The organism is Burkholderia sp. HI2500 (genome assembly GCF_002223055.1).
Lineage (GTDB): Bacteria > Pseudomonadota > Gammaproteobacteria > Burkholderiales > Burkholderiaceae > Burkholderia.
Genome location: NZ_NKFL01000004.1, coordinates 1,422,238 through 1,447,996, shown reverse-complemented (window position 1 = coordinate 1,447,996; position 25,759 = coordinate 1,422,238). Strand labels below are relative to the sequence as shown.

The window sequence follows — 25,759 nt, the reverse complement described above, 5'->3', positions numbered from 1 at the left end:
CACCCATCGATTTCTTGCGCATGAGGGCCCCGGTGACTATCGTTCAGAATCAAAAAATAGTTCCGATACATCAATATCTTGGGAATTCTTGTTCACTTTTTGACGCTTGTACATTTTTTGTGTACGCTGATAAAAAGGTGAACAAGCGATTCCCTTTGATGCCCGTGAACACTTCCCTCTCCGTGTCGGAACAGCACGTGCTCGACGAAGCCTGCGCCGCGTTCGAAAGCGCGACCCGGCGCTTTCGTGCCCGGCCCGTGCGTGTGCCGGCCGCCTACGAGGCGCGCGCCGACGCCATGATCCGCTTCGACGTTGCCGGGCAGGCATTCGAGATGCCGGTCGTCATCAGCCTGCGCGTCGAATCGCTGGCGGGCGCACTCGCGGAATTGCGCCGCCGCGGCGACACCGCAGCGCCCGGCGAACGGCCGCTGATGCTGGTCGCACCGTATCTTTCGGCGGAACTGGCCGCCGGCCTGACCGACCAGGGCATCCCGTTTCTCGATACCGCCGGCAACGCATGCCTGATCGAACCGGAGGCGACCGTGATGATCGCGGGCCGGCCGAAGCCCGCACGCACACCGCGCCGACAGGCGTCGCGCGCGACGACGCCGAAGGGGCTGGCCGTGATGTTCGCACTCGCGACACAGCCGGGCCTGGTCGCGCAACCGTATCGGGCGATCGCCGCTGCATCGGACGTCGCACTCGGTACGGTCAATCTCGCGATGGACGACCTGATCGCGCGTGGCCTCGTCGGGCAACGCCGCAACGGCGAGCGCCTGATGCCCGACTGGCCGCGCTTCGTGCACGAATGGGTCGCGCTCTATCCGAGCCGCTTGCGCGCGAAACTGCCGAGCCGCCGGTTTGCCAGCCTCGCGCCCGACTGGTGGCGCGGCGTAGATTTCGCGGCATTCGATGCGCGATTCGGCGGCGAGCCGGCAGCCGACCTGCTGACGCACGGCCTGAAACCCGCCTCGATCACCGTCTATACGCACGGCACCGCGTCGAACCGGCTGCTGCTTCAGGGCCGCCTGCGTCCGGACGAGCGCGGCGATGTCGAGATCGTCGAAGCGTTCTGGCCGCGGTCCGCGGAGCTTGCCTGGCGCGAGCAGGAAGTACCGGTCGTACCGCCGCTGCTGATCTACGCGGATCTCGTCGCGTCCGGCGACAGCCGCAATCTTTCCATCGCCGATCGCATCCATGACCGATACCTCGCCCAACCGCCCGCTTGAGGTCGACGCACGCCGGCCGCTGGAGCCCGCGGCGGTCGCGTTGCTGCAGGCCGTCGGCTCGGCCTGCGCGCGCCTCGACACGGCGTTCGTGGTCGCCGGCGCCACCGCGCGCGACATCCTGATGTGGCACGTGCACGGCATCCGGCCGGTGCGCGCGACGCGAGATGTCGACGTCGCAGTGTGCGCGGTGAGCTGGCCGTTTCACGCGCAACTCGTCGAGGCACTTGTCGCGACCGGGCAGTTCACGCGCGCACCGAAACAGCAGCAGAAACTGCTGTTCGACAGCGGCGCGCACGGTTTTCGCACGGAGCTGGATCTCGTGCCGTTCGGGCCGCTCGAAACGCCTCCGGGCGAAATCGCATGGCCGCCCGACGGTGAATTCGTGCTGAACGTGCTCGGGTTTCAGGAAGCCGTGGACACCGCACAGCCTGTGTCGATCGATGCGCGCACCGTGGTACCGGTGGCCAGCCTGCCGGCACTGGCGCTGCTGAAGCTGCTCGCCTGGAAGGACCGGCGTGCGCGCCAGAACAGCGATGCGTACGACCTGCTGTTCCTGCTGCGGAATTTTCACGACGCGGGCAATCGCGAACGTATCTGGGATGCCGCGCCGGACCTGCTCGAGATCCACGCGTTCCAGCCGGGACTCGCCGCTGCCGCGCTGCTCGCGCGAGAGGCGAAACGCATCGCTTCGCCGCAAACGCGTGACGCGATCCGTGCGCTGTTGTCGGACGAAGCAACTTATGCCGTGCTCGGCCAGGATCTGCTGGCACGTGCCTTTGCGCTGTTACCCGGTGAATTCAGCGATGACGCCGACCGGTATCTCGACGCATTCCGCAACGCCTTTCTCGCAGATGAACCCGCGTCGCGCGCTTGACGCGCCGATGCGCAACAGCCGAGCGATCGAACAGATCCCGAACGGCGCTCACGCCGCCCAGTCTTCGAGCGACAACCCGGCGACACGACCGAACTCGCGGCTGTTGTGCGTGACGAGCACCGCGCCCCCGCGCCGTCACGGCAATTTGAAAGTGTCGAAGAATGTATCGCGCTCGATCACGGTGAGCGCCGCGCGCTTGTGCGGGAAGTCGAACTCCTTCAGCGTGTAGAACCCGAGCCGGTGCATGTACGCGATGTGCCGCACGTGATCGACGCGCGGCTCGCCCACGAGCCGCTGCGTGCGCGGTTCGTCGACGAACATGTAGTGCAGCACCCCGCTCCACCACGCATGCAGCTTGCCGGCGCTCTGGAAGCGCGAATCGCCGATCAGCAGATGCAGCCCGCGGTCGTAGTCGTGCGCGTCGTAGAACGGCGCGAGACGGTCCTCCTTCGCCCAGTAGAACTCGAAATAGCCGAACGGCGTGTCGTCGAAATAGCCGATCATCGGGTGCATGTGCGGATCGGCGAGCCGCTCGGCGAGATACGCCGCGTGCTCGTCGCGCGTGCCGCGCTGGTCCCAGAAGTGCGCGACGCGATCGAGGTTCATCCAGCCGCTGAACAGGTCCGCGTGCGCGTCGACATCGACGGTGCGCAGGCTGAACGTCATCCCGACCTGCGGCATGGTGCGTGCGTAGATCTCGCCGGCCGGCGACGGCGGCCGCACCGGGTGCCGGTGGCCGTTCGTGATCACATGGCGCAGCGGCATGCCACCCGACGCGGGCGCCTTCAGCCACGGCCGCGGGTTCTGCCAGAACGTCGCACGCGATACGGTGAAGCGCAGCGCGTCGCCGGCAACCTGCGCGCCGTCGATCACGCCCTCGCGCACCGCGCGCGCGACGTACGCCGCCACGGCTGCCGCGTCGGCGTCGCCGAGCGGCACCGTGATCGTCGCCGCGTCGTAGCGCGTGTCGGTGTTGAACAGCGCGACGAACGCCGCGAGCAGTTCGTCCGGCGAGTCGTCGGGCCGCCACGCGTCGAGCGTATGCTCGGCGACGGCCATCGCCTGCCCGTGTGCGGCGCCGTCGAGCGCGGCGGCCACTTCACCTTCGACGGCGTCCGCGGTGCCGGCCGGTTTCGTCAACGTGTCTTCCATCACAGTGCTCCCGCGTCGTGGCGGTCGGCGAGGACGTGCAGCCCCCGCTCGAGTGCCGGAAACAGGCTGCGCTGGAAGTTGTTCCAGCGCAGTTCGAGAATCGTGTCGTCCGGCGCGATCGGCGTGTCGAGCACGTCGCAGATCACCTCGCCGGAATCGATGCCGTTGTCGACGTAGTGAAACGACGCGCCCGTCATCATCACGGGCTCGACGGACGACGTCGTGCCGTTCGACCAGTCGACCCGTTCGCCGCGCGCGCCGTGCAGCGCGTCGAGCGTCGCCCATGCGCCGCGCCGCTGGTACGGCGAGCCGTCGGCCGTGATGCCCGGGTGGATGTTGGCGATGCGCCGGTGAAAGCGCGCGCCGGGCCGCACGAGTTCGTCGAGGATCACGAGCAGCCCGTCGAGCACGACGACGTCGGCGTCGAGTTCGAGCAGGCGCTCGAGCAGGCGGCGCTCGAACGCCTGTTTGCCAGCCACGCGCTCGCGCGCGTCGCGCGGCAGCCGCCGGTACGTCGACGCAATCGTGCAGAACAGTTCGTCGACCGGACGGCCCTGCACCGTCAACCCTTCCGGCAGGATCCACGGGCGGCCCGGCGTGCGGGCGAAACCGTAGTCGGCGACTTTCGCGCGGTCGGCCGGCGAACCGTCGTCGTCGTCGACGATCACGCCCTTGAGCGTGTAACGCTCGCCGAGCGGCGAGTCGTTCAGGCGTTCGACGAGATATTCGAGCGGCGCCTTCATGTAGCGCGTGCCGCCCCGATAAGCGACCGGCTGGCCGGCACGATCGGCCGCGCCGTTGCGCAGCGACTGGATGTAGACGAGATTTTTCTTCGGCATGGATGCGTCGTGGAAAAGCGGACGAAGGCGCCGCGGCCCGCCCGCGCCGGCCGCGAGGGCCGGCCGGCGGGCCGCGGCGCGCATCGTCACCAGTTGTATTTCGCGGTCGCGATCACGGTACGGTCGGTGCCGAACACACAGACGTTCGCCGACTGGCAACCGCTGATGTAGTGACGGTTGGCCAGGTTCGTTCCGTTCACGGCGAAGCGCCAGTTACGCGTGTCGTAGTGCACGCCCGCGTCGAACAGCGTGACGCTCGATACCGTCAGCGAGTTGTCGGCCCCACCGGCCGACGCGCTCTGGTAGCGCACGCCGCCGCCCAGGCCGAAGCCCGCGAGCGGCCCCGTGTGCCACGTCCAGTCGGTCCACAGCGACGCCATCTGGCGCGGACGCGGAATGTCGACCGGCCAGTTGTTCAGCGACACGTCGTTGGCCTTCACGTTCTTCACGTCCTGATACACGTACGAGGCAATCACCGACAGGTTGCGCGTGACCTTGCCGGTCGCGCTCAGCTCGATCCCGCGCGAACGCACCTCGCCCGTCTGCACCGACTTCGTGCCGGTATTGTCCTGGCTCGGCAGCGCCGGCGTGAGCACGTTGGTCTGGTTGATCTGGTAGATCGCCGCGTTCAGCATCAGGTTCTTGCCGGGCGGCTGCCAGCGCAGGCCGGCTTCGATCTGCTTGCCGCGGGTCGGCTGCGGCAACCCGCCGCCGACCAGGTTCACGCCGATCAGCGGATTGAACGACGTCGCGTAGCTGACGTACGGCGACAGCCCGTAATCGCCCTGGTACGTGAGGCCGACACGGCCGGTGAACGCCGTGACGTCCGCCTTCGTCGACGTGCCGGCCGCACGGTCGTCCATCCGCATGTTGACCCAGTCCTCGCGGCCGCCGAGCGTCAGCGTCCAGCGGTTCCACTTGATCTGGTCCTGCGCGTACAGGCCGAACGTGTTCATCGTCGTGTACGTGTTGGTGCGGAACGTCGAGTCCGGCGTGAACACCGCCTTCGTGACAGGCAGGTAGACCGGGTTGTAGATGTTCAGCGGCGGCGCGGCAGCGAGCCACTCGCTGTCGGTCGCGGTCTGGCGGTTGTACTGGAAGCCGAGCAGCAGCGTGTGCTGGAGCGGGCCCGTCGCGAAGCGGCCTTCGAGGTTGTTGTCGATGTCGAAGCGGCTGTAGTTCATCTGGAACACACCGGCCCAGCGCGACACGTCGGTCGTGCTGCCGTCGACGAAGCCGTTGCCGAATACCGAGCCGTTGTCGAGCGACAGGTGCATCAGGCGCGTGTTCTGGCGGAACGTCCACGCCGGCGTCAGGTTCCGCTCGAACTGATAGCCGACCGACCACTGCTTCTTGCGGTAGTAGTTGAAGTTCGGATCGCCTTCGTACACGTCCTTGTTGATCTGACCGTTCGGGTTCGGCAGCACCGTGCCCGCCGCGGGCAGGAAGTTCGACGAGATGTCGCCCCAGTCCTGCAGATAGGTGGCCGACAGCGTCAGCGACGTATCCGCGTTCGGACGCCAGCGGAACGACGGCGCGAGCGCAACGCGCTGGTCGTTGTTCGGGCCGGTCAGCGCGTTGCCGTCGCGTGCGACGCCGACGAAGCGGTACGCGTATTTGCCGTCCGGGTCGAGCTTGTCGCCGACGTCGATCATGAACTGCTTGCGCGCGTAGTTGCCGATCTGCACGCCGGCCTCGCGCACGCGCTCGCCGTCGGCGAGCTTGGTCTGCACGTCGACGATCGCGCCGGGGTCGCCCGCGCCGTACAGCACCGACGTCGGCCCGCGCAGCACGCTGATGCTGTCGATCATGTACGGATCGACGCGCCAGCTCGCGAGGTTGATCGTGTTCGGCACCTGCAGCCCGTTCACGTACGCGGTCGGCGTGAAGCCGCGCAGCGCCGCGTACCAGTCGGAACGGTTGTCCGAGCCGTACGACGAGAAGCCCGGCACGTAGCGCAGGGCCGCGTTCACGTCAGTCGCGCCGGTCATCTCGATCTGCTGCGCGGTGACGACGTTGATCGTCTGCGGGATCTCGTTGATCGACGTACTGGTCTTCGTGCCGGTGCGGCTGCGCTTCGCGACGAGCCCGACCGTGCCGTCTCCTTCCGAGGCCGCGTTGACGTTGATCGTCGGCAGCGTGCCGGTCGACGCACTGGCCGACGCACTCGCGGCCGCACCGTTCTGCGCACTGCTGGCCGACGCCGCCGCGCCTGCGTTCACGGCCGGCGCCGTCTGGGCCTGTGCGTGCCCTGCCGCCACCCCGAACGCCACGCTCGCCGCGGCTGCGATCGCACGCAAACGCGTGCCTGTTGCCCACTCCATCTTTCTCTGCTCCAGTTTTTTCATGCGGTCTCCGACCGCGCCTTTGTCAAAGAGCGAAAGCCATCCGGCTCGCGCTCGCCCCGTTTTCCTGTCGTTTTTCCTGTGTTGCCCGGGCCGCGCCTTCTTCATGGGCGGGTGCGATCCCGTCTTCGAGCGACGCGCAGATTTCGTCCGCGCGGCGCGCCAGTACCGACAGCAGCGTGTCGGACAGGCCGTGGCTGTCTTCGCAGCAGCCTTGCAGGTAGATGCGCGGCGCGAAGTGCGCGGGCGTCGCGAGCAGGTAGTCGCGCGTGACGTCGCCGCGGGCGAGCGCGTCGCCCAGGTGCGGCGCGAGCCCGTCGAGCAGCGCCGAATGCGTGTCGCGGCGGTAGCCGGTGGCCAGCACGAGCGCGTCGAAGCGCTCGACGCGCGTGTCGCCGCTCATCCGGTCGCGCAGCGTCAGCTCGATGCGGCCGTCGGCGGTGCGCACCGCCGCCTCGATCGCGCTGTTCGCGAGCAGCGCATGACGCGGCGTGCCGTCGATGCGCTGCAGGTACAGCATTTCGTAGATCTGCTCGATCAGCGGCCGGTCGACCACCGCGTAGTTCGTGTCGCGATAGCGCTCGAGCAGCGCGCGGCGCGCGTCGTGCGGCTGCGCATAAACGACATCGGTGAACTCGGGGCTGAAGATCTCGTTGACGAACGGGCTGTCGTCCGCCGGCTTCAAGGCGCCTGCGCGCATCACGAGGCTCGCGTCGACATGCGGGAAGCGGCGCGCGAGATCGATGAACACCTCGGCCGCGCTCTGCCCCGCGCCGATCACCGCGACGCGGCGGCGCTCGCCGTCCGGCGACGCGACGAGCCGGTCGATGTCGGTCAGGTACGACGACGAGTGGATCACGCGGTCGCGGCCGAGCGCGGCGAACGCGTCCGGGATCGCCGGCGTGCCGCCGACGCCGACCGACAGCGCACGCGTGACGCGCTGGCGCTCGTGGCCGGCGGCGTCGCGCGACAGCACGCGCAGTGCGTCGATCTTCTCGCCGTCGCCGTGCACGGGTTCGATCGCGAGGACGGTCTCGCTGTAGTGGACGCTATCGTCGAACGCGTCGGCCACCCAGCTCAGGTAGTCGTGGAATTCGACGCGGGTCGGATAGAAGTTCTTCAGGTTGACGAATTCGTTCAGCCGGCCGCGTTCGAACAGATAGTTGATGAACGTGTAGCGGCTTGTCGGATCGCGCATCGTGACGAGATCCTTCAGAAACGAGATCTGCATCCGGCAGTCGTCGAGCAGCATGCCGCGATGCCAGCCGAATTCCGGTTGGCGCTCGATGAAGCAATGGGCGAGCGGGCGCGCCGCGCGCCGCTCCTCGAGGCGGATGGCCAGCGCCAGATTCGACGGCCCGAAGCCGACGCCGATCAGGTCGAATACGTTTTCTCTCTGCATGTCTCAGCTCCCTTGTCGGTGAATCCGGCGCGTCAGACGTGACGGCCGGAGAAGAACGTCTCGCGCAGCGTGCGCATCCACAGCGGCTGCGCGTCGGCCAGCGCGAGACGGCGCTGCCGCGCGAAGCCGTGCCGCGCGAGATGGTCGGCAACCCGCGCGTGGCCGGCCGGAACGGCACAGCCGACCGCTTCGGTACGCGGGTCGTCGAGAAACAGGTAATGCACGACGGACGGCAGCCAGCCCGCCACGCACTGCGGGCCGCGCCAGCGCGACTCGCCGACCAGCATCCGCAGCCCGCGGTCGTAGTCGCGCGCCGCGACGTGCGGCGCGAGCGCGTCTTCCTTCAGCCAGTACGCCTCGACATACGCGAACGGTTCGCCGTCGAAGCAGCCGACCAGCGGAATCACGTGCGGATCGGTGTCGGGCGCGGTGCCTTGCTGGCCGTCCGCGCCGGGCTGCGTGCCCGGCCAGCCGTCGCGCACGCGCGGTTCGTCGAACCAGCGCGCGAGGCGTTCGGCATCCTCGGCCGGCTGCCAGCCGCGCAGCGTGAAGCGCACGCCGAGCGCCGGCAGGTCGCGCGCGTAGACCTCGCCGCGCGGCGCGGGCGGCCGGCGCGGATGACGGCGGCCGTCGGTGAACATCGGCAACGTCGCGCACGGCAGATGCGCGCCGACGCGCCACAGATCGGCCTGCTGCGCCCAGCCTTCACGCATGCAGCGGCCGCCGTCGGCGAGCACGCCGCTCGCGCGCAACGCATCGAGCGCGACCGCCGGCCACGCGGCCGGGTCGAGCCGGATCGCGGCGTGGCGCGCGCTGTCCGAAAAGGCCGCGGCGAGTGCCGCCAGCAGCGCACGCCGCTGGTCGGCCGCTGCCGCGCGATGGTTGTACGCGACGAGGCGCAGCGCGCCGTCGTCGCCGAGTTGTGCGCGCAGCAACTGCGCGCCGATGCCGTCGCCCTGCGCGACGCGGATCTCCGCGCCGTCGCGCACCGCGAACAGGCCGTCCGCGAATGCGAGGCGGTAGGTGTCGAGCATCGTGAATCCGTCCGGACGCACTTCAGCCAGCATGGCGCGCCTCCTGTCCCGTTTCCGTGTGCGCATCGAGCCGCGCGCCGAGTGCCGCGAGCGTCGGCGACGCGAACACGTCGGCGACCGTCAACGCGTGACCGACGCGGCTGGCCGCGTCGACGAAGCGCACGACGTCGAACGACGTCGCGCCGGCTTCGAACAGGTCGGCGTCAGGTTCGGGCGCGGCCGTCGCGAACGTGTCGGACCACAGCGCCGCGAGCACGGCCGCCGCATGCGGTGCACGTGAAAGCGTTGCGGCGCATGCATGGCTTTCGGTCCGCGCGCGATGCGACGCCTGCTCGACGACAAGCTTGTCGGGCGCACCGAGCACCGCCTCCGACGCGCCGGCGAAGCGCGCGACTTCGTCGTGATAGAGCTCGACGAGCGCATCGACGAAGCCGCTATCGAGCAGTTCGTCCGCATACGAGAACGCGGCGCTCACGCGGCCGTCCGGATGCTCGACGACGTCCAGCTCCAGCGTAAATACGACGCGATGGCGCACGTCGTCGAATCCGGCCAGCGCCAGGCCGGCCCAGTCGCGTGTCGCGGCACCGGTCGGGCGCAGGTAGTTGAACATCACCTGGAACAGCGGATTGGCCTGCGCGGCACGCGGCGCGCGCAGCGCCGCGACGACGTCCGCGAACGGCACGTCCGCATGCGCGTAGGCTGCGAGCGCCGTGTCGCGCACTTGTGCGAGCACGTCCGCACGACGCGCGGCCGGGTCGAGCCGCGTGCGCACGACGACCGAGTTGATGAAGAGGCCGAGCGCATCGCGGGCCGCATCGCCCGTCAGCTCGCGCGTCGACGCGAGCACGCCGACCGGCTGGTCGGCCGCGCCCGTCGCGCGGAACAGCGCGGTGTTGAGCGCCGCGTGCAGCAGCATCGGCAGCGTCGCGTGCGCGGCCGACGCGGTGTCGCGTGCGGCGCGGATCAGCGCGCCGTCGAATTCGAACGCGAAGCGGGCCGCGCGCCATTGCGGCACGGCCGGCGCGTCCGCGCGCTGCGGCAGCACGCGCGCCGGCAGGTCGGCCAGCGCGTCACGCCAGTAGGCGACGCGGGCCGGATGGCACGGTGCGGGCAGCACGAGCGGCTGGGCGGACTGTTGGACGACCTCATCGGCCGGCACGGCGCCGGCGCCGCCCTGCACGCGGGCAACATAGCGCGCACGAACCGCATCGAGCCACAGCTCGATCGATTCGCCATCCGACACGATGTGATGAATCGTCACCGACAGCACGTGGTCTTCCGCATCCAGACGCAGCACGCGCGCACGCCACAGCGGCGCATCGGCAACGAGGTCGAACGGTGCGAGTGCATCCTCGTCGGTCAGTGCTGCGGCGCGGGCGAACACATCGGCTTGCGCCGACAGGTCAATCACCGGCAGTTCGACAGAAGCATGGGCATCGATCCGCTGGCCCGGCAGTGCGCCGTCACGTGCCACGAGCCGCGCGCGTAGCGCCGGATGCTCGACGGTGACATCCGCGAACGCGGCACGCAGCGCATCGACGTCGAGCGGGCCACGCACCCGCAGCGCGACCGGAATGTTGTACGCGGCGCTGTCCGGCTGTGCGCGCCACAGGAACCACAGGCCGAGCTGCGCCGGCGACAGCGGCCACACGCCGTGTGCATCCGGTTTGGCGAGGGCCACGCCCGGCGCTGCCGCACCGGCATGCGCGGCGCGCGGCGCATCGGCCACCTGCAACGCATACTGCGCGAGCACCGGCGCTTCGAACAGCGCGCGCACCGGCACGTCGCGGCCGAGCCGTTCGGCCACGCGTGTCGCGACGCGCACGGCGGCGAGCGAATGGCCGCCGAGATCGAAGAAGTGATCGCCGCGGCCCACGCGCTCGAGATTCAGCACGTCGCACCAGATCGCCGCGAGCGCGGCTTCGTCGCCGTCGTGCGGCGCTTCGTACGCGCGTTCGACGCGTACCGGCGCCGGCAGCCGTGCGCGATCGACCTTGCTGTTCGCGTTGCGCGGCAGCGCGTCGAGCACGATCAGCTGCGCGGGCACCATGTAGTCGGGCAGCGTGCGGCGCAGGTGCGCGTCGAGCGTCGCGGCTTCCACCGGCCGCGCGGCCGCCTGTGCGTCGGCGGTCAGTTCGACATACGCAACGAGCTGCGCCAGTGCGCCCTGCCCGTGCACGACCGCGCAGGCTTCGCGCACCGCGTCGTGCGCGGCAAGCTGCGCCTCGATCTCGCCGAGTTCGATGCGCAGCCCGCGCAGCTTCACCTGGTGGTCGACGCGGCCGATGAAGTCGAACACGCCATCCGCGCGACGCCGCACGAGGTCGCCGGTGCGGTACAGGCGCGCGCCCGGCGCGCCGTACGGATCGGGCACGAAGCGCTCGGCCGTCAACGACGGGCGGTCGAGATAACCGCGCGCGACGCCGATCCCCTCGCCGCCCAGGTACAGTTCGCCGATCACGCCGACCGGCAGCGGATGCAGCCGTTCGTCGAGCACGTGCGCGGTGCGCGCGCCGACCAGCGTGCCGATCGGCAGGTATGCGGCGTCGCCGAGCTTCGCGAGATCGTCGCCGGGTCGGAACATCCACAGCGTCGGCGTGATGACCGTCTCGGTCGGGCCGTAGCCGTTGACCACGCGCACGTTCGGCAGCGCACGGCGCAGCATCGCGAACGCCTCGCGCGACGTCGCCTCGCCGCCGACCGTCAGCGAACGCAGCGTCGGCGGTGCGCCATGCGCGAGCGCCCATTCGGCGAGTTGCGCGGCGCAGCCGGGCGGCACGTACGTCATCGTCACGCCGTCGCGGACCATCATCGCGCAGGTCTGCGCGGGCGGCCACAGCACGTCGGCCGTCACCGACACGGCCGCGCCCGACATGTATTGCGAAAACCAGCCTTCGTGCGCGCCGTCGAAGTTGACCGACTGGAACAGCAGGAACACGTCGTTCTCGCTGGCGCCGTAGCGTTCGGCGATCGCCGCGCAATGCAGCGCGAACGACGCATGATCGACGATCACGCCCTTCGGCTTGCCGGTCGAGCCCGACGTGTAGATCGCATAGGCCGCGTGACCCGGCAGCACGTCCGGCAGCACGACGTGCGCGGCTTCGTCGAGGGCATCGACTTCATCCGCGCGCCACACGCGCAGCTCCGGCAGCTCGGGCAGCGACGCGGCGCTCGCGCGGTCGGTCAGCACGTGCGCGATGTTCGCGTCGCCGACGATCTGCGCGAGCCGTTCGCGCGGATGCGCGGGATCGAGCGGCACGAACGCGGCGCCCGACTTCAGCACCGCGATCAGCGCGACGAGCAGGTCAACCGAGCGCTGCAGCGCGACGCCGACGCGCATTTCCGGGCGGACGCCGGCCGCGACCAGATGGCGCGCCAGGCGTGCCGCGCGCGCGTCGACTTCACCGCGCGTCAACGCGCGATCGATGTCGGCCACGCCGCGTGCGTCGGGCCGTGCCTGAGCATGCGAGGCGATGCGGGCATGCACGGGCACGAATGGTTCGGCTTCGGTCGCGCCCGCCGGGGCGTTCCATGCGAAGAGTTGCGCGCGCTCATCGGCGGGCAGCCAGTCGAGATCGCCGATCGGCATGTCCGGGCGCGCGAGCGCATCGGTCAGCAGCGTGACGAAGCGCGCGGCCAATCGGGCGATCGCGTCCGCCTCGAACAGGTCGAGCGCGTAGATGAAGGCGGCGTCGAACGTGCCGTCCGGCGTCGCTTCGACCGACAGCGTCAGGTCGAATTTCGCGGACGGCGTGCCCGACGGCAGCAACGCGGCGGCTGCCGCGCCGAGCGCCGGCAGCGCGCGGCGCTCGCCGTACGCGGCCATCACCTGGAACAGCGGATGGTGGCTCGCGCTGCGCGGCACGCCGAGCGCATCGACCACCTGCTCGAACGGCACGTCCTGGTGCATCTGTGCGTCGACCAGCGCACGCTGGGTGCGCGCGACCAGCGACGAGAAATCGCCGTGCGCGGGCACGTCGACGTCGATCGCCAGCGTGTTGACGAAGAAGCCGATCAGGCCGGCGACCTCCGCGCGTTCGCGGTTCGCGGCCGGCACGCCGACGCAGATCCGCGCGTCGCCGGTCGCGCGCGCCAGCAGCGCATCGAGCGCGGCGAGCAGCACCGCGAACGGCGTGGCGCCCGATGCGGCCGCGAATGCGCGCAGTTGCGCACCGACGCGCGCGTCGAGCGAAAACACATGGCGTGCGCCGCGCGCGCTGCGGCGTGCGGGTCGTGCCGTCGCGCCCGGCAGCGCCAGCACGCCACGTTGCGGATCGAGCCGTTCGCGCCAGAACGCGAGCTGGCGGTCGCGCTCGCCGGCGTCGAGCCAGCGGCGCTGCCACAGCGCGTAATCGGCGTACTGGATCGGCAGCGGCGCGAGCGGCACCGGCTCGCCCGACGCATAGGCGCGGTAGAACGACGCAAGCTCGAACAGCATCACACCCGACGACCAGCCGTCCGACACGATGTGATGCACGGTCAGCGCGAGCCAGTGATGCGTCGCATCGAAGCGCACCAGATGCGCGCGGACGAGCGGCGCCACGCCGAGATCGAACGGCTCGGCTTCGTCGGCCATCGCGACGGTTTCCGCGCGCGCCATGCGCTGCGTATCCGGCAGCGCTTCGAGATCGGTTTCACGCCATGGGCAGCGCAACGGTGCGTGGATCGTTTGCGCGACGCCGTCCTGCGCTTCGTCGAAGGTCGTGCGCAGCGCCTCGTGGCGCGCGATCAGCGCATCGCACGCAAGACGCAGCGCATGCGCGTCGAGCGGGCCCGTCAGCGCCAGGCGCTCGGTGATGTGATACGCATCGGGCGCATCGATCAGCCGCGCGTGCAGCCACAGCCGCGTCTGCGCGAACGACGCCGGCACGCGGTCGCTGCGTGGGGTGCGCGGCGGGATCGGCAGCACGCGGAAGTCGATGCCGGCCGCGCCGAGCTTGTCGATGAAGACCGCGCGCTGCGCGTCCGGCAGTTGCGCGAAACGCGTCGCGAGCGCGAGCCAGTCGGGTTGAACCTTCGTCATCCGTCGTCCTTATTGGGTTTCCAGTTCGCCGAGCAGCGCATCGATCGCGCTCGCCGCATCGGTCGCGCCGCGGGCCGCGCAGGCCGCGTCGATCGCCTCCGCGCAGCGCGCCAGCGTGCGCGTGTCGAACAGCGTGCGCAGCGGCAACGCGAGCCCCCAGTGCAGGTTCGCCTGCGCATGGGCCTGCGTCGCGAGCAGCGAATGACCGCCGAGCAGGAAGAAATCGCCGTCGCGGCCGATCGCGTCCACGTGCAGCACGCGTTGCCAGATCCCGGCGAGCGCGCGTTCGGTGTCGGTCGCCAGCTCGACTTCCGCCACTGCTTCGCGCACCGGCGCGGGCAGCGCATGACGGTCGCACTTGCCGTTCGGCGTCACGGGCAACGCATCGAGTTCGATCAGTTGCGACGGCACCATGTAGGCCGGCAACTGCGCGCGCAGCGTGTCGAGCAGCGCCGCCCGGTCGAGCGGGCCCGCGTCGCCGCGTGCGACATAGCCGATCAGTTGCTCGTCGCGCACGATCACGACCGCGTCGTTCACGCCGGGCGCCGCGCGCAGCAATGCTTCGATTTCGCCCGGCTCGATCCGCTGGCCGCGCAGCTTCACCTGCGTGTCGACGCGGCCGAGATAGTCGAGCGCGCCGTCGGCGCGCCGGCGTGCGAGGTCGCCCGTGCGGTACATGCGCGCGCCCGGCACGAACGGATCGGGCACGAAGCGCTCGGCGGTCAGCGCCGGACGGCCGAGATAGCCGCGCGCAAGGCCCGCACCCGCGAGATACAGTTCGCCGGTCGCGCCGGCCGGCACCGGCTGCCATGCCGCGTCGAGCACGTGCAGTTGCAGGTTCGCGATCGGATGGCCGATCGGCACCGCGGCCGCATGCGCGTCGTCGGGGCCGCAGGTCCAGTGCGACACGTCGATGGCCGCTTCGGTCGGCCCGTACAGGTTCACGAGCGTCGCGTTCGGCAGCAGCCGCGCCATTTTTGCGACGAGTTCGGGCGCGAGCGCCTCGCCGCTCGCGACGATCAGGCGCACGCTGTCGCACTGTGCAGCGGCCGAGAAATCGTCGAGATACGCAGCGAACGCGGCGAGCATCGACGGCACGAAGTGCAGCACCGTCACGCCGTGCGCATGGATCGCGGCCGCGAGACGCGCCGGATCGCGATGGTCGCCGGGCGCGGCGATCGCGAGCTTCGCGCCGATCGCCAGCGGCCATACGAATTCCCACACCGACACGTCGAAGCCGAACGGCGTCTTGTGCAGCACGACGTCGTCGCGCGTCAGCCCGTAGGCGTGCTGCATCCACGCGATCCGGTTCGCGAGCGCGCCGTGCGTGTTGCCCGCGCCCTTCGGCTTGCCGGTCGAACCGGACGTGTAGATCAGGTACGCGAGCTGGGCGTTGTCGCTCGTGGCGGTCACCTCGGCAGCGTCGCTTTCGGCTTCGTCGGCGAGCAGGTCCGCTACCGTCAGCAGCTGCGTCGTGACGCCCTCGCCAAGCGCGGCCTCGACCTGCTCGCGCAGATGGGCCTGCGTGATCGCGACGGCCGGCCGCGCGTCGCGCAGCATGTAGGCGATGCGCTCGGCCGGATAGTCGGGATCGATCGGCAGGTAAGCCGCGCCGGCCTTCAGCACGCCGACCAGCGCCATCACCATGTCGAACGAGCGCTCGACGCACAGCGCGACCGGCGTGTCGGGCTGCACGCCGCGCCGGCGCAGCGCCGCCGCGATGCGTGACGTGCTGACGTCGAGTTCGCGATAGGTCGCGCGATGCACGCCGCCGTGAACGTCCGCGTATTCGAGCGCGATCGCGTCGGGCGTCGCCCGTGCCGCCTCGGCGAATTGCAGGTGCAGCGGCCGTTGCTGCGACGCCGGCCATGCTTGGGTAGTGTCTTGCGCCCGCGCCAGTGCGTCACGGGTGGCTTCGTCGGCGATCGATAGCGTGCCGAGCAGCGCATCCGGCGTTCGGGCCAGTGCATCGAGGGCGCACACGAACGCGCGGTGCCACGTTTCAACCTGCCGCGCGTCGATGCGCGCGGTGTCGTAGCCGTAGTCGATCGTCAGTTCGGCACCGCTTTCGATCACGAGCGTCAGCGCGAAATCGGTCGCTTCGATGCTGCGCACGTCGCTCAATGCCAGCGCACGCGGATCGGCGTCGCGCGCCGTGTCGTCGACCGGGTAGTTCTCGAACACGACCAGCGTGTCGAACAGTGCGCCGCCCGCGCCGCGCGCCCAGCGCTGGATGTCGGCGAGCGGCGTGTGCGCGTGCTCGGCGGCGGCCGCGTTCTCGCGTTGCAGCGTTTGCAGCCAGTCGGCCGCGCGTTGCTGCGGCGTGGGCGCCGTGATCACCGGCAGCGTGTTGATGAAGAGACCGAGCACCGAATCGACGTCGGCGAGTGCATCGGGGCGGCCCGCGACGGTCGCGCCGAACGCGACGGCCGGCTGGTGCGTCATCCGCTGCAGCGCGAGCGCCCACGCGCCCTGCACCAGCGTGTTGACCGTCAGCTTCAGTGCGCGCGCCGTCAGCGCGGCACGCGTCAGCGTGTCGGCATCGAGCGTCGCGCGCCACGTGACCATGTCGGCATCCGCGCGGTCGGCCGTGCGTTCCGCGATCAGCGTCGGTGCGTCGAGGCGTGCGAGGCGTTCGGTCCAGAAACGTTCGTCGGCGTCGCGGTCGCGCGTGCCGAGCCACGCGATGAAGTCGCGATAACGCAGCGCCGGGCGGCTCGCGAACGGCGACACGGCATCCGGGTCGCGATAGTCGCGCAGCACGTCGGCGAGCAGGCGCGCGGTGCTCCAGCCGTCGAGCAGCACGTGGTGACGCGTCCACACGACGCGCCAGGCGTCGTCGCTCACACGGATCAGCGTGAGCCGCATCAGCGGCGGCTCGCGCCAGTCGAAGCCGCGTGCGCGATCGGCGGCAAGCCATGCGTCGAAATCGGCATCGAAGGTGTCGCCGCGGGTGCGCCAGTCGAGCTGTTCGACCGGCATTTGCGCGTGGCGATGCACGCACTGCAGCGGCGCGGCTTCGTCCGGCATTACGCTCGTGCGCAGGATGTCGTGGCGTGCGATCGACGCGTCGATCGCGGCCGCGAACCGGTCGGCGTCCAGTGCTGCCGCGGTCGCGACGAGCTGGTTCACGTAGCTGGCATGACCGGGGGCGAACAGCGCATGGAACAGGATGCCCTGCTGCATCGGCGACAACGGGTAGACGTCGTCGATCGTGCGCCAGTCGAGCGGCGTGCGCTCGATCGCGGCCTGCGTGAGGCCGGCGGCCTGCGCGAGCGGGAAATCGCCCGGCGTCGCGCCACCGCCGCGATGCGCGACGCGCGACGCGCACGCGTCGACGAGTTCGCGCAGCGCCGCCGCGAAGCGTTCGGCGAATGCGTCGATCGTCGCGCGCTCGAATTGCGGTGCGCCGTAGACCCAGTGCACTTTCAGCGTGCGTGCGCCGTCGCGATCCGTGTCGAGATACGCGTGGATCGCGAGCGTATTGCCGAGCGGCCCCTGTAGATCGCGCTCCACGCCGGTGCCGCCGAAGCGCGGCACGAGCGTGGCGTCGCGCGGCGCGTCGAACTGGCCGAGATAGTTGAAGGTGACGCGCGGACGCGGCACGGCGGCCAGCGCCGCACGCGTCGCCGCATCGCCGTAGTGCGCGAGCACACCGAAGCCGAGCCCCTTGTGCGGCACCGCGCGCAGCGTGTCCTTGACCGCGCATAGCGTGTCACTTGCCGTGGCCGTGACCGGCAGCGTCACCGGGTAATGGCTCGTCAGCCAGCCGATCGTGCGGCTGGCATCCACGTCGTCGAACAGCGCCTCGCGACCGTGCCCTTCGAGTTCGACACGGCACGATGCGGCACCGCTCACGCCGGCCAGCGCCCGTGCGAGCGCCGCGCCCAGCAGTTCGATCGTCTGCGTGCGATAGGCCGCGTGCGCATCGGTCAGCGCCGCGCGGGTCAAGGCCGCGTCGATCGTCTGCACGACGACGGCCGCACCGGCGTTCGTCGCCGCTGCGTCGGGATGATCGGGCACGATGTCGTCACCCTGCGCCATGCCGGCCCAGTACGCGGCCTCAGCCGCGAACGGCGATGCCGGTTCCGTTGCCGCACGGGCAAGCCGTGCCGCCCATGCATCCGCGCGCAGGCCCGGCTGCGACAGTCGGACCGGCGCGCGTTCGCATGCGGCGCGATAGGCCGTGTCGAGGTCGTCGAGCAGGATGCGCCACGACACGCCATCGACGATCACGTGGTGAATCGCGAGATAGAGCTGCGTCGAGCCGTCCGGCAAGCGCGCCGCGCAGGCGCAGGCAAGCGGCCCGCGGCTGAGGTCGAGACGGCGCTGCAACGCGTCGAAACGTGCGAGCGCGTCGGTTGCGTCGCGGGCGGCGACTTCGACGAACGGCAGCGCGTCGTACGGCTTCGCCGCATCGCTGGCGTGCCACGTGCCGTCCGCGTCGCGCGCGAAACGCTGGCGGAACGCGTCGTGATGCGTCAGCAATGCGTCGAACGCGCGCGCGAATGCCTCCGCGTCGAACGGCCCGCGCACGTCGAACGCAACCGACTGGTTCCAGTGGCCCGGATGCGGGATGTCCAGCGCGAAGAAGCGCTGCTGTGCGGGCGTCAGGACCTTGGCTGTTACAGGCGCGCTGGCTGCGGCGGCAACGGCAGGCTGCGCGGCAGCGGCAGTCACGGCTTCCGTCTTCGCGATACGTGCGAGTTCGGCGACCGTCGGGCCGTCGAACAGCTGCTTCGGCGTGAAGCGCACACCACGCTTGCGCGCGCGGGCGATCACCTGCAGCACGAGAATCGAATCGCCGCCGAGCTCGAAGAAGTTGTCGTCACGGCCGACCTTCGGCGCTTTCAGTACGGCCTGCCAGACTTCGGCGAGCACCGTTTCGACCGCGCCCTGCGGTGCATCGCCAGCGACAGTCACGACCGGGGCGACCGCCAGTTCACGCAACGCCGCGCGATCGATCTTCCCGTTCGCGGTCACCGGCAGGCGCGCGAGTGCCACGAATTGCGCCGGCACCATGTAGTCGGGCAGCTTCGCGGCAAGCGCCGCACGCACGGCAGCCTCGTCGAAGGTCGCGCCATCGCGCATCACGACGAACGTCGCGAGCCGCAGGCGGCCGTCGTGTTCGATCGCGAGCGTCTCGGCCTGCGCGACCGGGCCGGCCGCGCGCACCGCCGCACTCACCTCGCCCGGTTCGACGCGATAGCCGCGAATCTTCACCTGGTCGTCGATACGGCCGAGGAACGCGAGGCGGCCGTCCGCGCGCAAGCGCACGCGGTCACCCGTGCGATACAGCCGCGCACCGGGCGTGAACGGATCGGGCACGAAGCGCTCGGCGGTCTGCGCCGGACGCCCCAGGTAGCCGCGCGCGACGCCCGGCCCGCCCAGGTACAGCTCGCCCGTCGCACCGGCCGGCACGCACGCGCCGAACGCGTCGAGCACCAGCGCGCGCGCATTCGGCAGCGGCAGGCCGAGCGGCACGCCGCTCGCCGGATTGCGCGCATCGGCAGCGATCGACGCCGTGTCGCAGGCGATCGCGCCGACAGTCGCTTCGGTCGGCCCGTAGTGGTTGATCACGCGGCAGGCAGGCGCCAGCGCGGCCAGGCGCGCGACGAGTGCCCACGTGAGCGTTTCGCCGCCCGTCACGAGCGCGTGGCGCGGCAGCACGTCGGCCGGTACACGTGCGTCGAGCAGCGCCTGCAGGTGGCTCGGCACGATCTTCAGCACGCCGACGTCGCGGCGGCGCATTTCTTCGGCGAACAGGTCGGGATCGAACGCGCATGCGGCGGGCAGCAGGTGCAGCGTGCGGCCCGCGCACAGCGCGCCGAACAGCGTCGTATGGCCAAGGTCGGCCGCGACGGTCGACACCATCGCGAACGACGCGTCCGGTGCGAACGCGAGTTCGTCGAGCATCCCCTGCACGTAGTCGGCCAGCGCGCCGTGCGACACGACGACGCCCTTCGGCGTGCCGGTCGAGCCCGACGTATAGATCAGGTACGCGCCCTGCTCCGGATGCGGTGCGATGCGCACGCCGGTGGCGTGTGCGAGCGTCGCGTCCTGCGCGAGCGCGTCGACGTCGAGCGGCTGTGCGTCGATGCCGGCAGGCCATGCCGCCGGGTCCGCGACGAGCGCCCAGCGCGCGCCGCAGTCTGCTGCCGCCGCGGCCAGTCGCGCGGCAGGCTGCGCGGGATCGAGCAACACGGCGAGCGCACCGGCCTTCAGCGCGCCGAGCAGGCCGACGACGAAGCGCGCCGAGCGTTCGATGCAGACGATGACGGACGCTTCGGCGGCCACGCCGCGCTGGGTCAGCGCGCGGGCGATGCGGTTCGACGCATCGTCGAGTTCGGCGAATGTCAGCGACGCCGACGCATCGGCGAGCGCGATGCGGTGCGGATACGCGGCCGCCTGCCGCGCGAACGCGGCGACGATGTCCGCATGTTCGACGCGCAGCGCACGGCCGTCGCGCGGCTGGCGCGAAGCGGCCGCTGCGTCGCACGGCAATACCGCCGTCGTTTGGTGCGGATCGCGCGCGGCCGCACCGACGAGCGCCGCGTAGCTGTCGAGCCACGCCCGCGCGGTGTCGGCGTCGATGCAGTCGGTCGCATAGGCCGCGACCAGTTCGATGCCATTCGCATCGTCGGTGAAATCCACGGCGAAATCGAAGCGTGCGGCGAGGTCGGGCCCCGGCGTGGCAACGGCCGTCGCGCCCGGCAGCACGCTGTCGTGCCGCGCGTCGAACTGTTGCGCGAATTTCACGCGCAGCCATTCGTCGCCGCGCTTGACCGGCGGCTTCACCGCATCGACGACCCGCTCGAACGGCACGTCCTGATGCGCGACCGCATCGAGCGCCGCCTTGCGCGTCGCATCGACGAGCGCACGGAACGGCAGCGTCGGCGCCACTTGCACACGCAGCGCGACCGTATTCAGGAACAGCCCGAGCAGCGCGCGCGTTTCCGGGCGCTGGCGATGCGCGACCGGCACCGCGACGACGACGTCCGTTGCGCCGGTCAGGCGCGACAGCCATGCGTCGAGCCCGGCCAGCAGCACCGTGAAGACCGTTGCCTGCGCGTCGCGCGCGAGTTGCCGCACGTCGGCCGCGACCGCGTCGGGCAGCCGCACCGACACGCGCGCGCCTTGCAGCGTGCGTGTGGCGCCCGGCTGACGATCGACCGGCAGCGCGAGCGGGCCCGGCACGTCGCGCAACGCGCCGCGCCAGTAGTCGAGCTGGCGCTCGCCCTCGCCGCCGGCCAGCATGTCGCGCTGCCAGTCCGCATAGTCGGCGTACTGGATCGGCAGGTCGGGCAGCGACGGCTCGCGGCCGTCGGCATACGCGCGATAGGCGGCCGACAGTTCGTCGAACGCGCAGCGCGAGCTCCAGCCGTCGGTGATCGCGTGATGGGCGGTCAGCAGCAGGCGGTGACGGTCGTCGGTGAGTGCAACCAGCGTCGCGCGCAGCAGCGGGCCGCGTGCGAGGTCGAACGGCTCGGCCGCCTCGCGCTCGGCGAGACGGGCGGCTTGTGCGTCCCGCGCGGCGGGCGGCTGGTCGCGCAGGTCGAGGTCGGCGATCGACACCGGCAAATGGGCGTGGATCCGCTGCATCACGACGCCGTCGTCGTTGTCGACGAGTGTCGTGCGCCAGGCTTCGTGGCGGCCGATCACGTGATCGAGCGCGCGCTGCAGCGCCGCGCGATCGAGCGTGCCGTCGATCGTCCAGTGTGCGGCGATGTGATACGCGGCGCTTGCATCGCGCGTTTGCGCGAGTACCCAGAAACGTTGCTGGGCGAGCGATGCAGCGCGGTCGACATGCGGTGCGGTGGACACGGCCGCATCGGCCGGTACACGGCGTGCGGAAATCGTGGCGAGCGGCTCGCCGGTTTCGCGCTCCGCACGATCGACCGCGTCGGCCAGTTCGACGAGCGCCGGATCGGCGAACAGGGTGTCGAGCCGCAGGTTCACGCGTACCGCGGCACGGATCGCGGCCTGCAACTGCATCGCCGCGAGCGAATCGGCACCCAGCGCGAAGAATCGGTCGTCACGCGACGGCGTGACGTCGAGGCCGAGCAGCGTCTGCCAGAGGCTGGCGAGCTGCTGCTCGGTCGGCGTGCGCGGTGCGTCGCCGCTGCCTTGCGCGGTATCGCGCGCGGCGGCAATCGTCTCGCGCAGCGCGGCACGGTCGAGCTTGCCGTTCAGCGTATACGGCAGCGCATCGCACCGCACGAACCGGTGCGGCTGCCAGGCGGCCGGCAGTTGCGCGGCCACATGCGCTTTCAGCGCCGCATCGTCGGCCGCCGCACGCAGCGCGACGCATGCGATCAGCCGCGTCGGCCCGTTGCCGGTTTCAGCGACCACGGCCGCGTCGGCCACGGCCGGATGCGAGCGCAGGCACGCGGCGATTTCAGCGGGCTCCACACGCACGCCGCGCACCTGAACCTGGTCGTCGAGGCGGCCAAGGTAATCGAATGCGCCGTCGTCGCGCAGCCGTGCGAGATCGCCGGTGCGGTACACGCGCGCACCGGGTGCGCCGTCCGCATCGGGAATGAAGCGTTCGGCCGTCAGCGCCGGGCGGCCGTGATAGCCGCGCGCGACGCAGACGCCGCCCAGCAGCAGCTCACCCACGCCATCGGCCTCGCCGCCATCGACACGCGCGACGCGCGGCCCGATCACGCGGCCGATCGGCAACGACGCATACGCATCGTCGGCGGCCAGCACGGGCGTCTCGCCCGGCTCGACCGGCCACAGCATCGGCGAGATCACGGCCTCGGTCGGCCCGTAGCCGTTGATCAGGCGTACCGACGGGAACGTGCCGCGCACGAATTCGAACGCCTGCTGCGGCAGCGCTTCGCCGCCGAACGCGAGCACGCGCAGGGCCGGCGGTACGCCGTCGCGCGCGGCCACCGCCGCGAATTCGCGCAGGTACGCGGGCGGGAACGCGGCCACGTTGACCGATTCGTTCACCATCAGCGCATGCGCGGCATCCGGCGCGAACGGCTGCGGCGGCGCCACGACGATGCTGGCGCCGGTCGCGAGCGGCGCGAGCCAGCATTCGTGCGCGGCATCGAAATTGACCGATGCGAAATGCAGCAGGCGGTCGCCGGCCTCGATCGGCAGCGCGGCCGCGAGCGCGTCGCAGTGCGCGGCGAGCGGCCCGTGTTCGACGACGACCGCCTTCGGCGTGCCCGTCGAACCCGACGTATAGATCATGTAGGCGGCCGCACGCGGGTGGACGGCCACTGCTTCGTCATCCGCAACGATCTCCTGCCCGTGCGCCGCGCCGCCGGCCGCGTCAAACGTGTGGTCGAACGGCGTGCCGAGCGCCGCGCGGCCGGCCGCGTCGACGATCCCGTGCCGCAACTGCGCATCCTGGACGATCCAGCCGAGGCGCGCGGCCGGATGACGCGGATCGAGCGGCACGAACACGCCGCCCGCCTTCAGCACGGCCAGCAGCGCGACGAACAGGTCGCCCGAGCGCTCGACGCACACGCCCACCCGCACTTCCGCGCCGACGCCGGCCGCGCGCAGTTGCCGGGCCAGCCGCGACGCCCGCGCGTCGAGCGCGCCGCGCGACAGGCGCAAGTCATTCTGGAAAGGGACCGCGATGGCGGGTGCGTCGGGCGCGACGCGCGCCAGTTCGCGGATTCGGTGATGCAGCGCAGTCGGGAAACTCGTCATGTGCGTGAAGTCCTTCGGTCCGGCCGCTTCGGCCAAGTCTCGGGGCCGCTTGGGGGCGGCTTCACTGGTGTGACGAACGGCGCGGCCGATTTTTTACCGTTTTGTGCGCAAAGCGCGTGCGGACGCTTTTTTTGAACGGGCCGCTAAATATTTGCGCGGCCCGTTCGTCTATCAGGGAGGAAAGCCGGAACGGGGCCCCGCCTCGCCCGCCGCTTTCGCGTCAGTTTTGCCGTTTCCGCGTTTTCGCTTGCCTTCCCTTTACCGACGTTGCCGATGACAGCCGCCCACGAGCCTTCTTCCCCGCCGTCCCTCGACGCTTCCCCCGGCCGCCCCGCGGCGCGCCTGATCCTTGCGCTGTTGCGCGAAAGCCGCGTGTCGCTCGCGCTGGCGCTCACCGCGTGCGTGCTGAACGGCGTCGCGAGCGTGCTGCTCGTCGCGACGCTGAACCGCGCGCTCTCGCAGCCGGGCGCGGCCGACGCGTCGCTCGCGTGGCGCTTCGCGCTGTGCGCGGTGATCGCACTCGTCACGCGGATCGTGTCCGGCACGCTGTTTGCCCGCCTGTCGCAGGACACGATGGCGCGGCTGCGCGTGCATCTCGCGCGGCGCGTCGGCGCGGCCGAGCTGCGCGACATCGAGCGGATCGGCGCGGCGCCCGTGCAGTCGGTGTTGACCGACGACGCCACCAACGTGTCGATGCTGTTCTTCGCGCTGCCGAACCTGGTCATGCACGGCTCGATCGTGTTCGGCTGCCTCGGCTATCTCGCGTGGCTGTCGTGGCCGGTGTGCCTGCTCGCGCTGGCCGCGATCATCGCCGGCTCGCTCGGCTATCACACCGGCGACCGCCGCGCGATCGCGGCGCTCGAAGCGGCCGGCCAGGCGCAGGATCGCCTGTTCGGCTATCTCGGCTCGCTGTTTTCCGGCGCGAAGGAGCTGAAGCTGCACGATGAACGCGCCCGCCAGTTCGTCGACGGCCAGCTCGGCGCCGCGATCGGCGAAGTGCGCGATCACCGCCGCCGCGCGTTCAGTGCGTATGCGGTCGGGGTCGGCTGGATCATCTTCCTGTTCTACGTGTTCCTCGGCATCGCGTCGTTCTGGCCGCAGCTCGGCGTGCATGCCGATCCGGCCGCGGCCGCCGGCTACGTCGTCGTGTTCCTGTTCATGCTCGTGCCGCTCGACGGGCTGCTGAACAACCTGCCGACCGTCAACGCGGCCCGCGTGTCGCTCACGCGGATCGAAGGCGTGATGGCCGAATTCGGCGCGCTGCGCACGGTGCCGCCCGCGTCCGACGCCCCCGACGTGCCGCCGGCCGGCGCCGTCACGCTGCGCGGCGTCACGCATGCGTACTTCCACGAACGCGACGAACGGATGTTCAGCATCGGGCCGATCAACCTGACGATCCAGCCGGGCGAGCTCGTGTTCATCGTCGGCGGCAACGGCAGCGGCAAGACGACGCTCGCGAAGGTGCTGACGGGCCTCTACGAACCCGAGGAAGGCACGATCGAGGTCGATGGCCGCACGATCGGCTGGCGCGAGCGCGCCGCGTACCGGCAGCGCTTCAGTGCGGTGTTCAACGATTTCCACCTGTTCGATGCGTTGCTCGGCATCGTCGACCCCGATGATCCGTCCCGCGCGCAGGCCGATGCACGCGCGAACGCGCTGGTCGCGAAGCTCGCGCTCGATCACAAGGTGAAGGTGGTCGACGGCGCGTTCTCGACCCGCGCGCTGTCGACCGGGCAGCGCAAGCGGCTCGCGCTCGTCGTCGCGTACCTGGAGGATCGGCCGTTCTACCTGTTCGACGAATGGGCGGCCGACCAGGACCCGTCGTTCAAGGCCGTGTTCTACGAGCAACTGCTGCCCGAGCTGCGTGCGCGCGGCAAGGCCGTGATCGTGATCACGCACGACGACCGCTACTTCGATCTCGCCGACCGCTTGTTGAAGCTGGACAACGGGCGCATCGTCAGCGATACGACGCCGGCGCGGTCTCGCGCGCAGGATGGTGTCGATGCGCTGAGCGCGTAACACGGCAAGTCGATGAAAAAAACGCCGACGCGCTGCCATGGCAGTGCGTCGGTGATTTTCGTTTCAGGAAGCAATGTGGCCGGCGCGTCGCGCGACCGCAGAACGCCCTGGGGCGATTCACCGCGCGTCCCGCGCACATGCAGCGGCCGCCGTCGGCGAGTATGCCACCC

General features: G+C 70.5%; 10 protein-coding genes and 1 pseudogene. 3 read left to right on the top strand and 8 right to left on the bottom strand.

Annotated elements, in window-relative coordinates:
* The first annotated feature begins 158 nt into the window (after positions 1-158).
* Both CFB45_RS09445 and CFB45_RS09440 read left to right on the top strand, forming a co-directional pair.
* Positions 159-1,229, top strand: a complete 1,071-nt coding sequence (locus tag CFB45_RS09445) for a type IV toxin-antitoxin system AbiEi family antitoxin (protein WP_089425392.1) — start codon at positions 159-161, stop codon at positions 1,227-1,229.
* Positions 1,198-2,103 (top strand): nucleotidyl transferase AbiEii/AbiGii toxin family protein, encoded by a 906-nt coding sequence (locus tag CFB45_RS09440; protein ID WP_089425391.1) that lies wholly within the window; start codon positions 1,198-1,200, stop codon positions 2,101-2,103. Before CFB45_RS09445 ends, CFB45_RS09440 begins: the two co-directional genes overlap by 32 nt.
* A 48-nt stretch (positions 2,104-2,151) precedes the next feature.
* Here the strand turns inward: CFB45_RS09440 and CFB45_RS39745 are convergent.
* From CFB45_RS39745 to CFB45_RS09400, 8 genes and pseudogenes are all read right to left on the bottom strand, one after another.
* Positions 2,152-2,229: pseudogene (locus CFB45_RS39745) on the bottom strand (VapC toxin family PIN domain ribonuclease); the annotation flags it as partial.
* A gap of 9 nt (positions 2,230-2,238) precedes the next feature.
* Positions 2,239-3,255, bottom strand: coding sequence for a GNAT family N-acetyltransferase (locus CFB45_RS09430; protein ID WP_089425390.1), 1,017 nt, complete (start codon positions 3,253-3,255; stop codon positions 2,239-2,241).
* On the bottom strand, positions 3,255-4,094 hold the full coding sequence (locus tag CFB45_RS09425) for a formyltransferase family protein (RefSeq protein ID WP_089425922.1): 840 nt from the start codon (positions 4,092-4,094) through the stop codon (positions 3,255-3,257). The genes CFB45_RS09430 and CFB45_RS09425 overlap by 1 nt, the downstream gene beginning before the upstream one ends.
* Before the next feature lie 86 nt (positions 4,095-4,180).
* Positions 4,181-6,442 carry a TonB-dependent siderophore receptor gene (locus tag CFB45_RS09420; protein WP_089425389.1) on the bottom strand — a complete coding sequence of 754 codons (2,262 nt, stop codon included), beginning with the start codon at positions 6,440-6,442 and terminating at the stop codon, positions 4,181-4,183.
* A 22-nt stretch (positions 6,443-6,464) separates the two neighbouring features.
* Positions 6,465-7,841 (bottom strand): lysine N(6)-hydroxylase/L-ornithine N(5)-oxygenase family protein, encoded by a 1,377-nt coding sequence (locus CFB45_RS09415; protein ID WP_089425388.1) that lies wholly within the window; start codon positions 7,839-7,841, stop codon positions 6,465-6,467.
* 32 nt (positions 7,842-7,873) lie between these two features.
* Positions 7,874-8,908, bottom strand: coding sequence for a GNAT family N-acetyltransferase (locus CFB45_RS09410; protein WP_089425387.1), 1,035 nt, complete (start codon positions 8,906-8,908; stop codon positions 7,874-7,876).
* Positions 8,898-13,898, bottom strand: a complete 5,001-nt coding sequence (locus CFB45_RS09405; RefSeq protein ID WP_089425386.1) for a non-ribosomal peptide synthetase — start codon at positions 13,896-13,898, stop codon at positions 8,898-8,900. The genes CFB45_RS09410 and CFB45_RS09405 overlap by 11 nt, the downstream gene beginning before the upstream one ends.
* Positions 13,899-13,907: 9 nt before the next feature.
* A complete protein-coding gene (locus CFB45_RS09400; protein WP_089425921.1) occupies positions 13,908-23,570 on the bottom strand; it encodes a non-ribosomal peptide synthetase in 9,663 nt (3,220 codons plus the stop codon).
* 273 nt (positions 23,571-23,843) lie between these two features.
* On the opposite strand from CFB45_RS09400, the gene CFB45_RS09395 reads away from it, so the two are divergent.
* Positions 23,844-25,589, top strand: a complete 1,746-nt coding sequence (locus CFB45_RS09395) for a cyclic peptide export ABC transporter (protein ID WP_089425385.1) — start codon at positions 23,844-23,846, stop codon at positions 25,587-25,589.
* Positions 25,590-25,759: the final 170 nt, after the last annotated feature.

What these genes read in the sequence shown, in the direction of transcription:
- CFB45_RS09445 (WP_089425392.1), top strand. Translation starts at nt 159, where the DNA reads ATGCCCGTGAACACTTCCCTCTCCGTGTCGGAACAGCACGTGCTCGAC.
- CFB45_RS09440 (WP_089425391.1), top strand. Translation starts at nt 1,198, where the DNA reads ATGACCGATACCTCGCCCAACCGCCCGCTTGAGGTCGACGCACGCCGG.
- CFB45_RS09430 (WP_089425390.1), bottom strand. Translation starts at nt 3,255, where the DNA reads ATGGAAGACACGTTGACGAAACCGGCCGGCACCGCGGACGCCGTCGAA.
- CFB45_RS09425 (WP_089425922.1), bottom strand. Translation starts at nt 4,094, where the DNA reads ATGCCGAAGAAAAATCTCGTCTACATCCAGTCGCTGCGCAACGGCGCG.
- CFB45_RS09420 (WP_089425389.1), bottom strand. Translation starts at nt 6,442, where the DNA reads ATGAAAAAACTGGAGCAGAGAAAGATGGAGTGGGCAACAGGCACGCGT.
- CFB45_RS09415 (WP_089425388.1), bottom strand. Translation starts at nt 7,841, where the DNA reads ATGCAGAGAGAAAACGTATTCGACCTGATCGGCGTCGGCTTCGGGCCG.
- CFB45_RS09410 (WP_089425387.1), bottom strand. Translation starts at nt 8,908, where the DNA reads ATGCTGGCTGAAGTGCGTCCGGACGGATTCACGATGCTCGACACCTAC.
- CFB45_RS09405 (WP_089425386.1), bottom strand. Translation starts at nt 13,898, where the DNA reads ATGACGAAGGTTCAACCCGACTGGCTCGCGCTCGCGACGCGTTTCGCG.
- CFB45_RS09400 (WP_089425921.1), bottom strand. Translation starts at nt 23,570, where the DNA reads ATGACGAGTTTCCCGACTGCGCTGCATCACCGAATCCGCGAACTGGCG.
- CFB45_RS09395 (WP_089425385.1), top strand. Translation starts at nt 23,844, where the DNA reads ATGACAGCCGCCCACGAGCCTTCTTCCCCGCCGTCCCTCGACGCTTCC.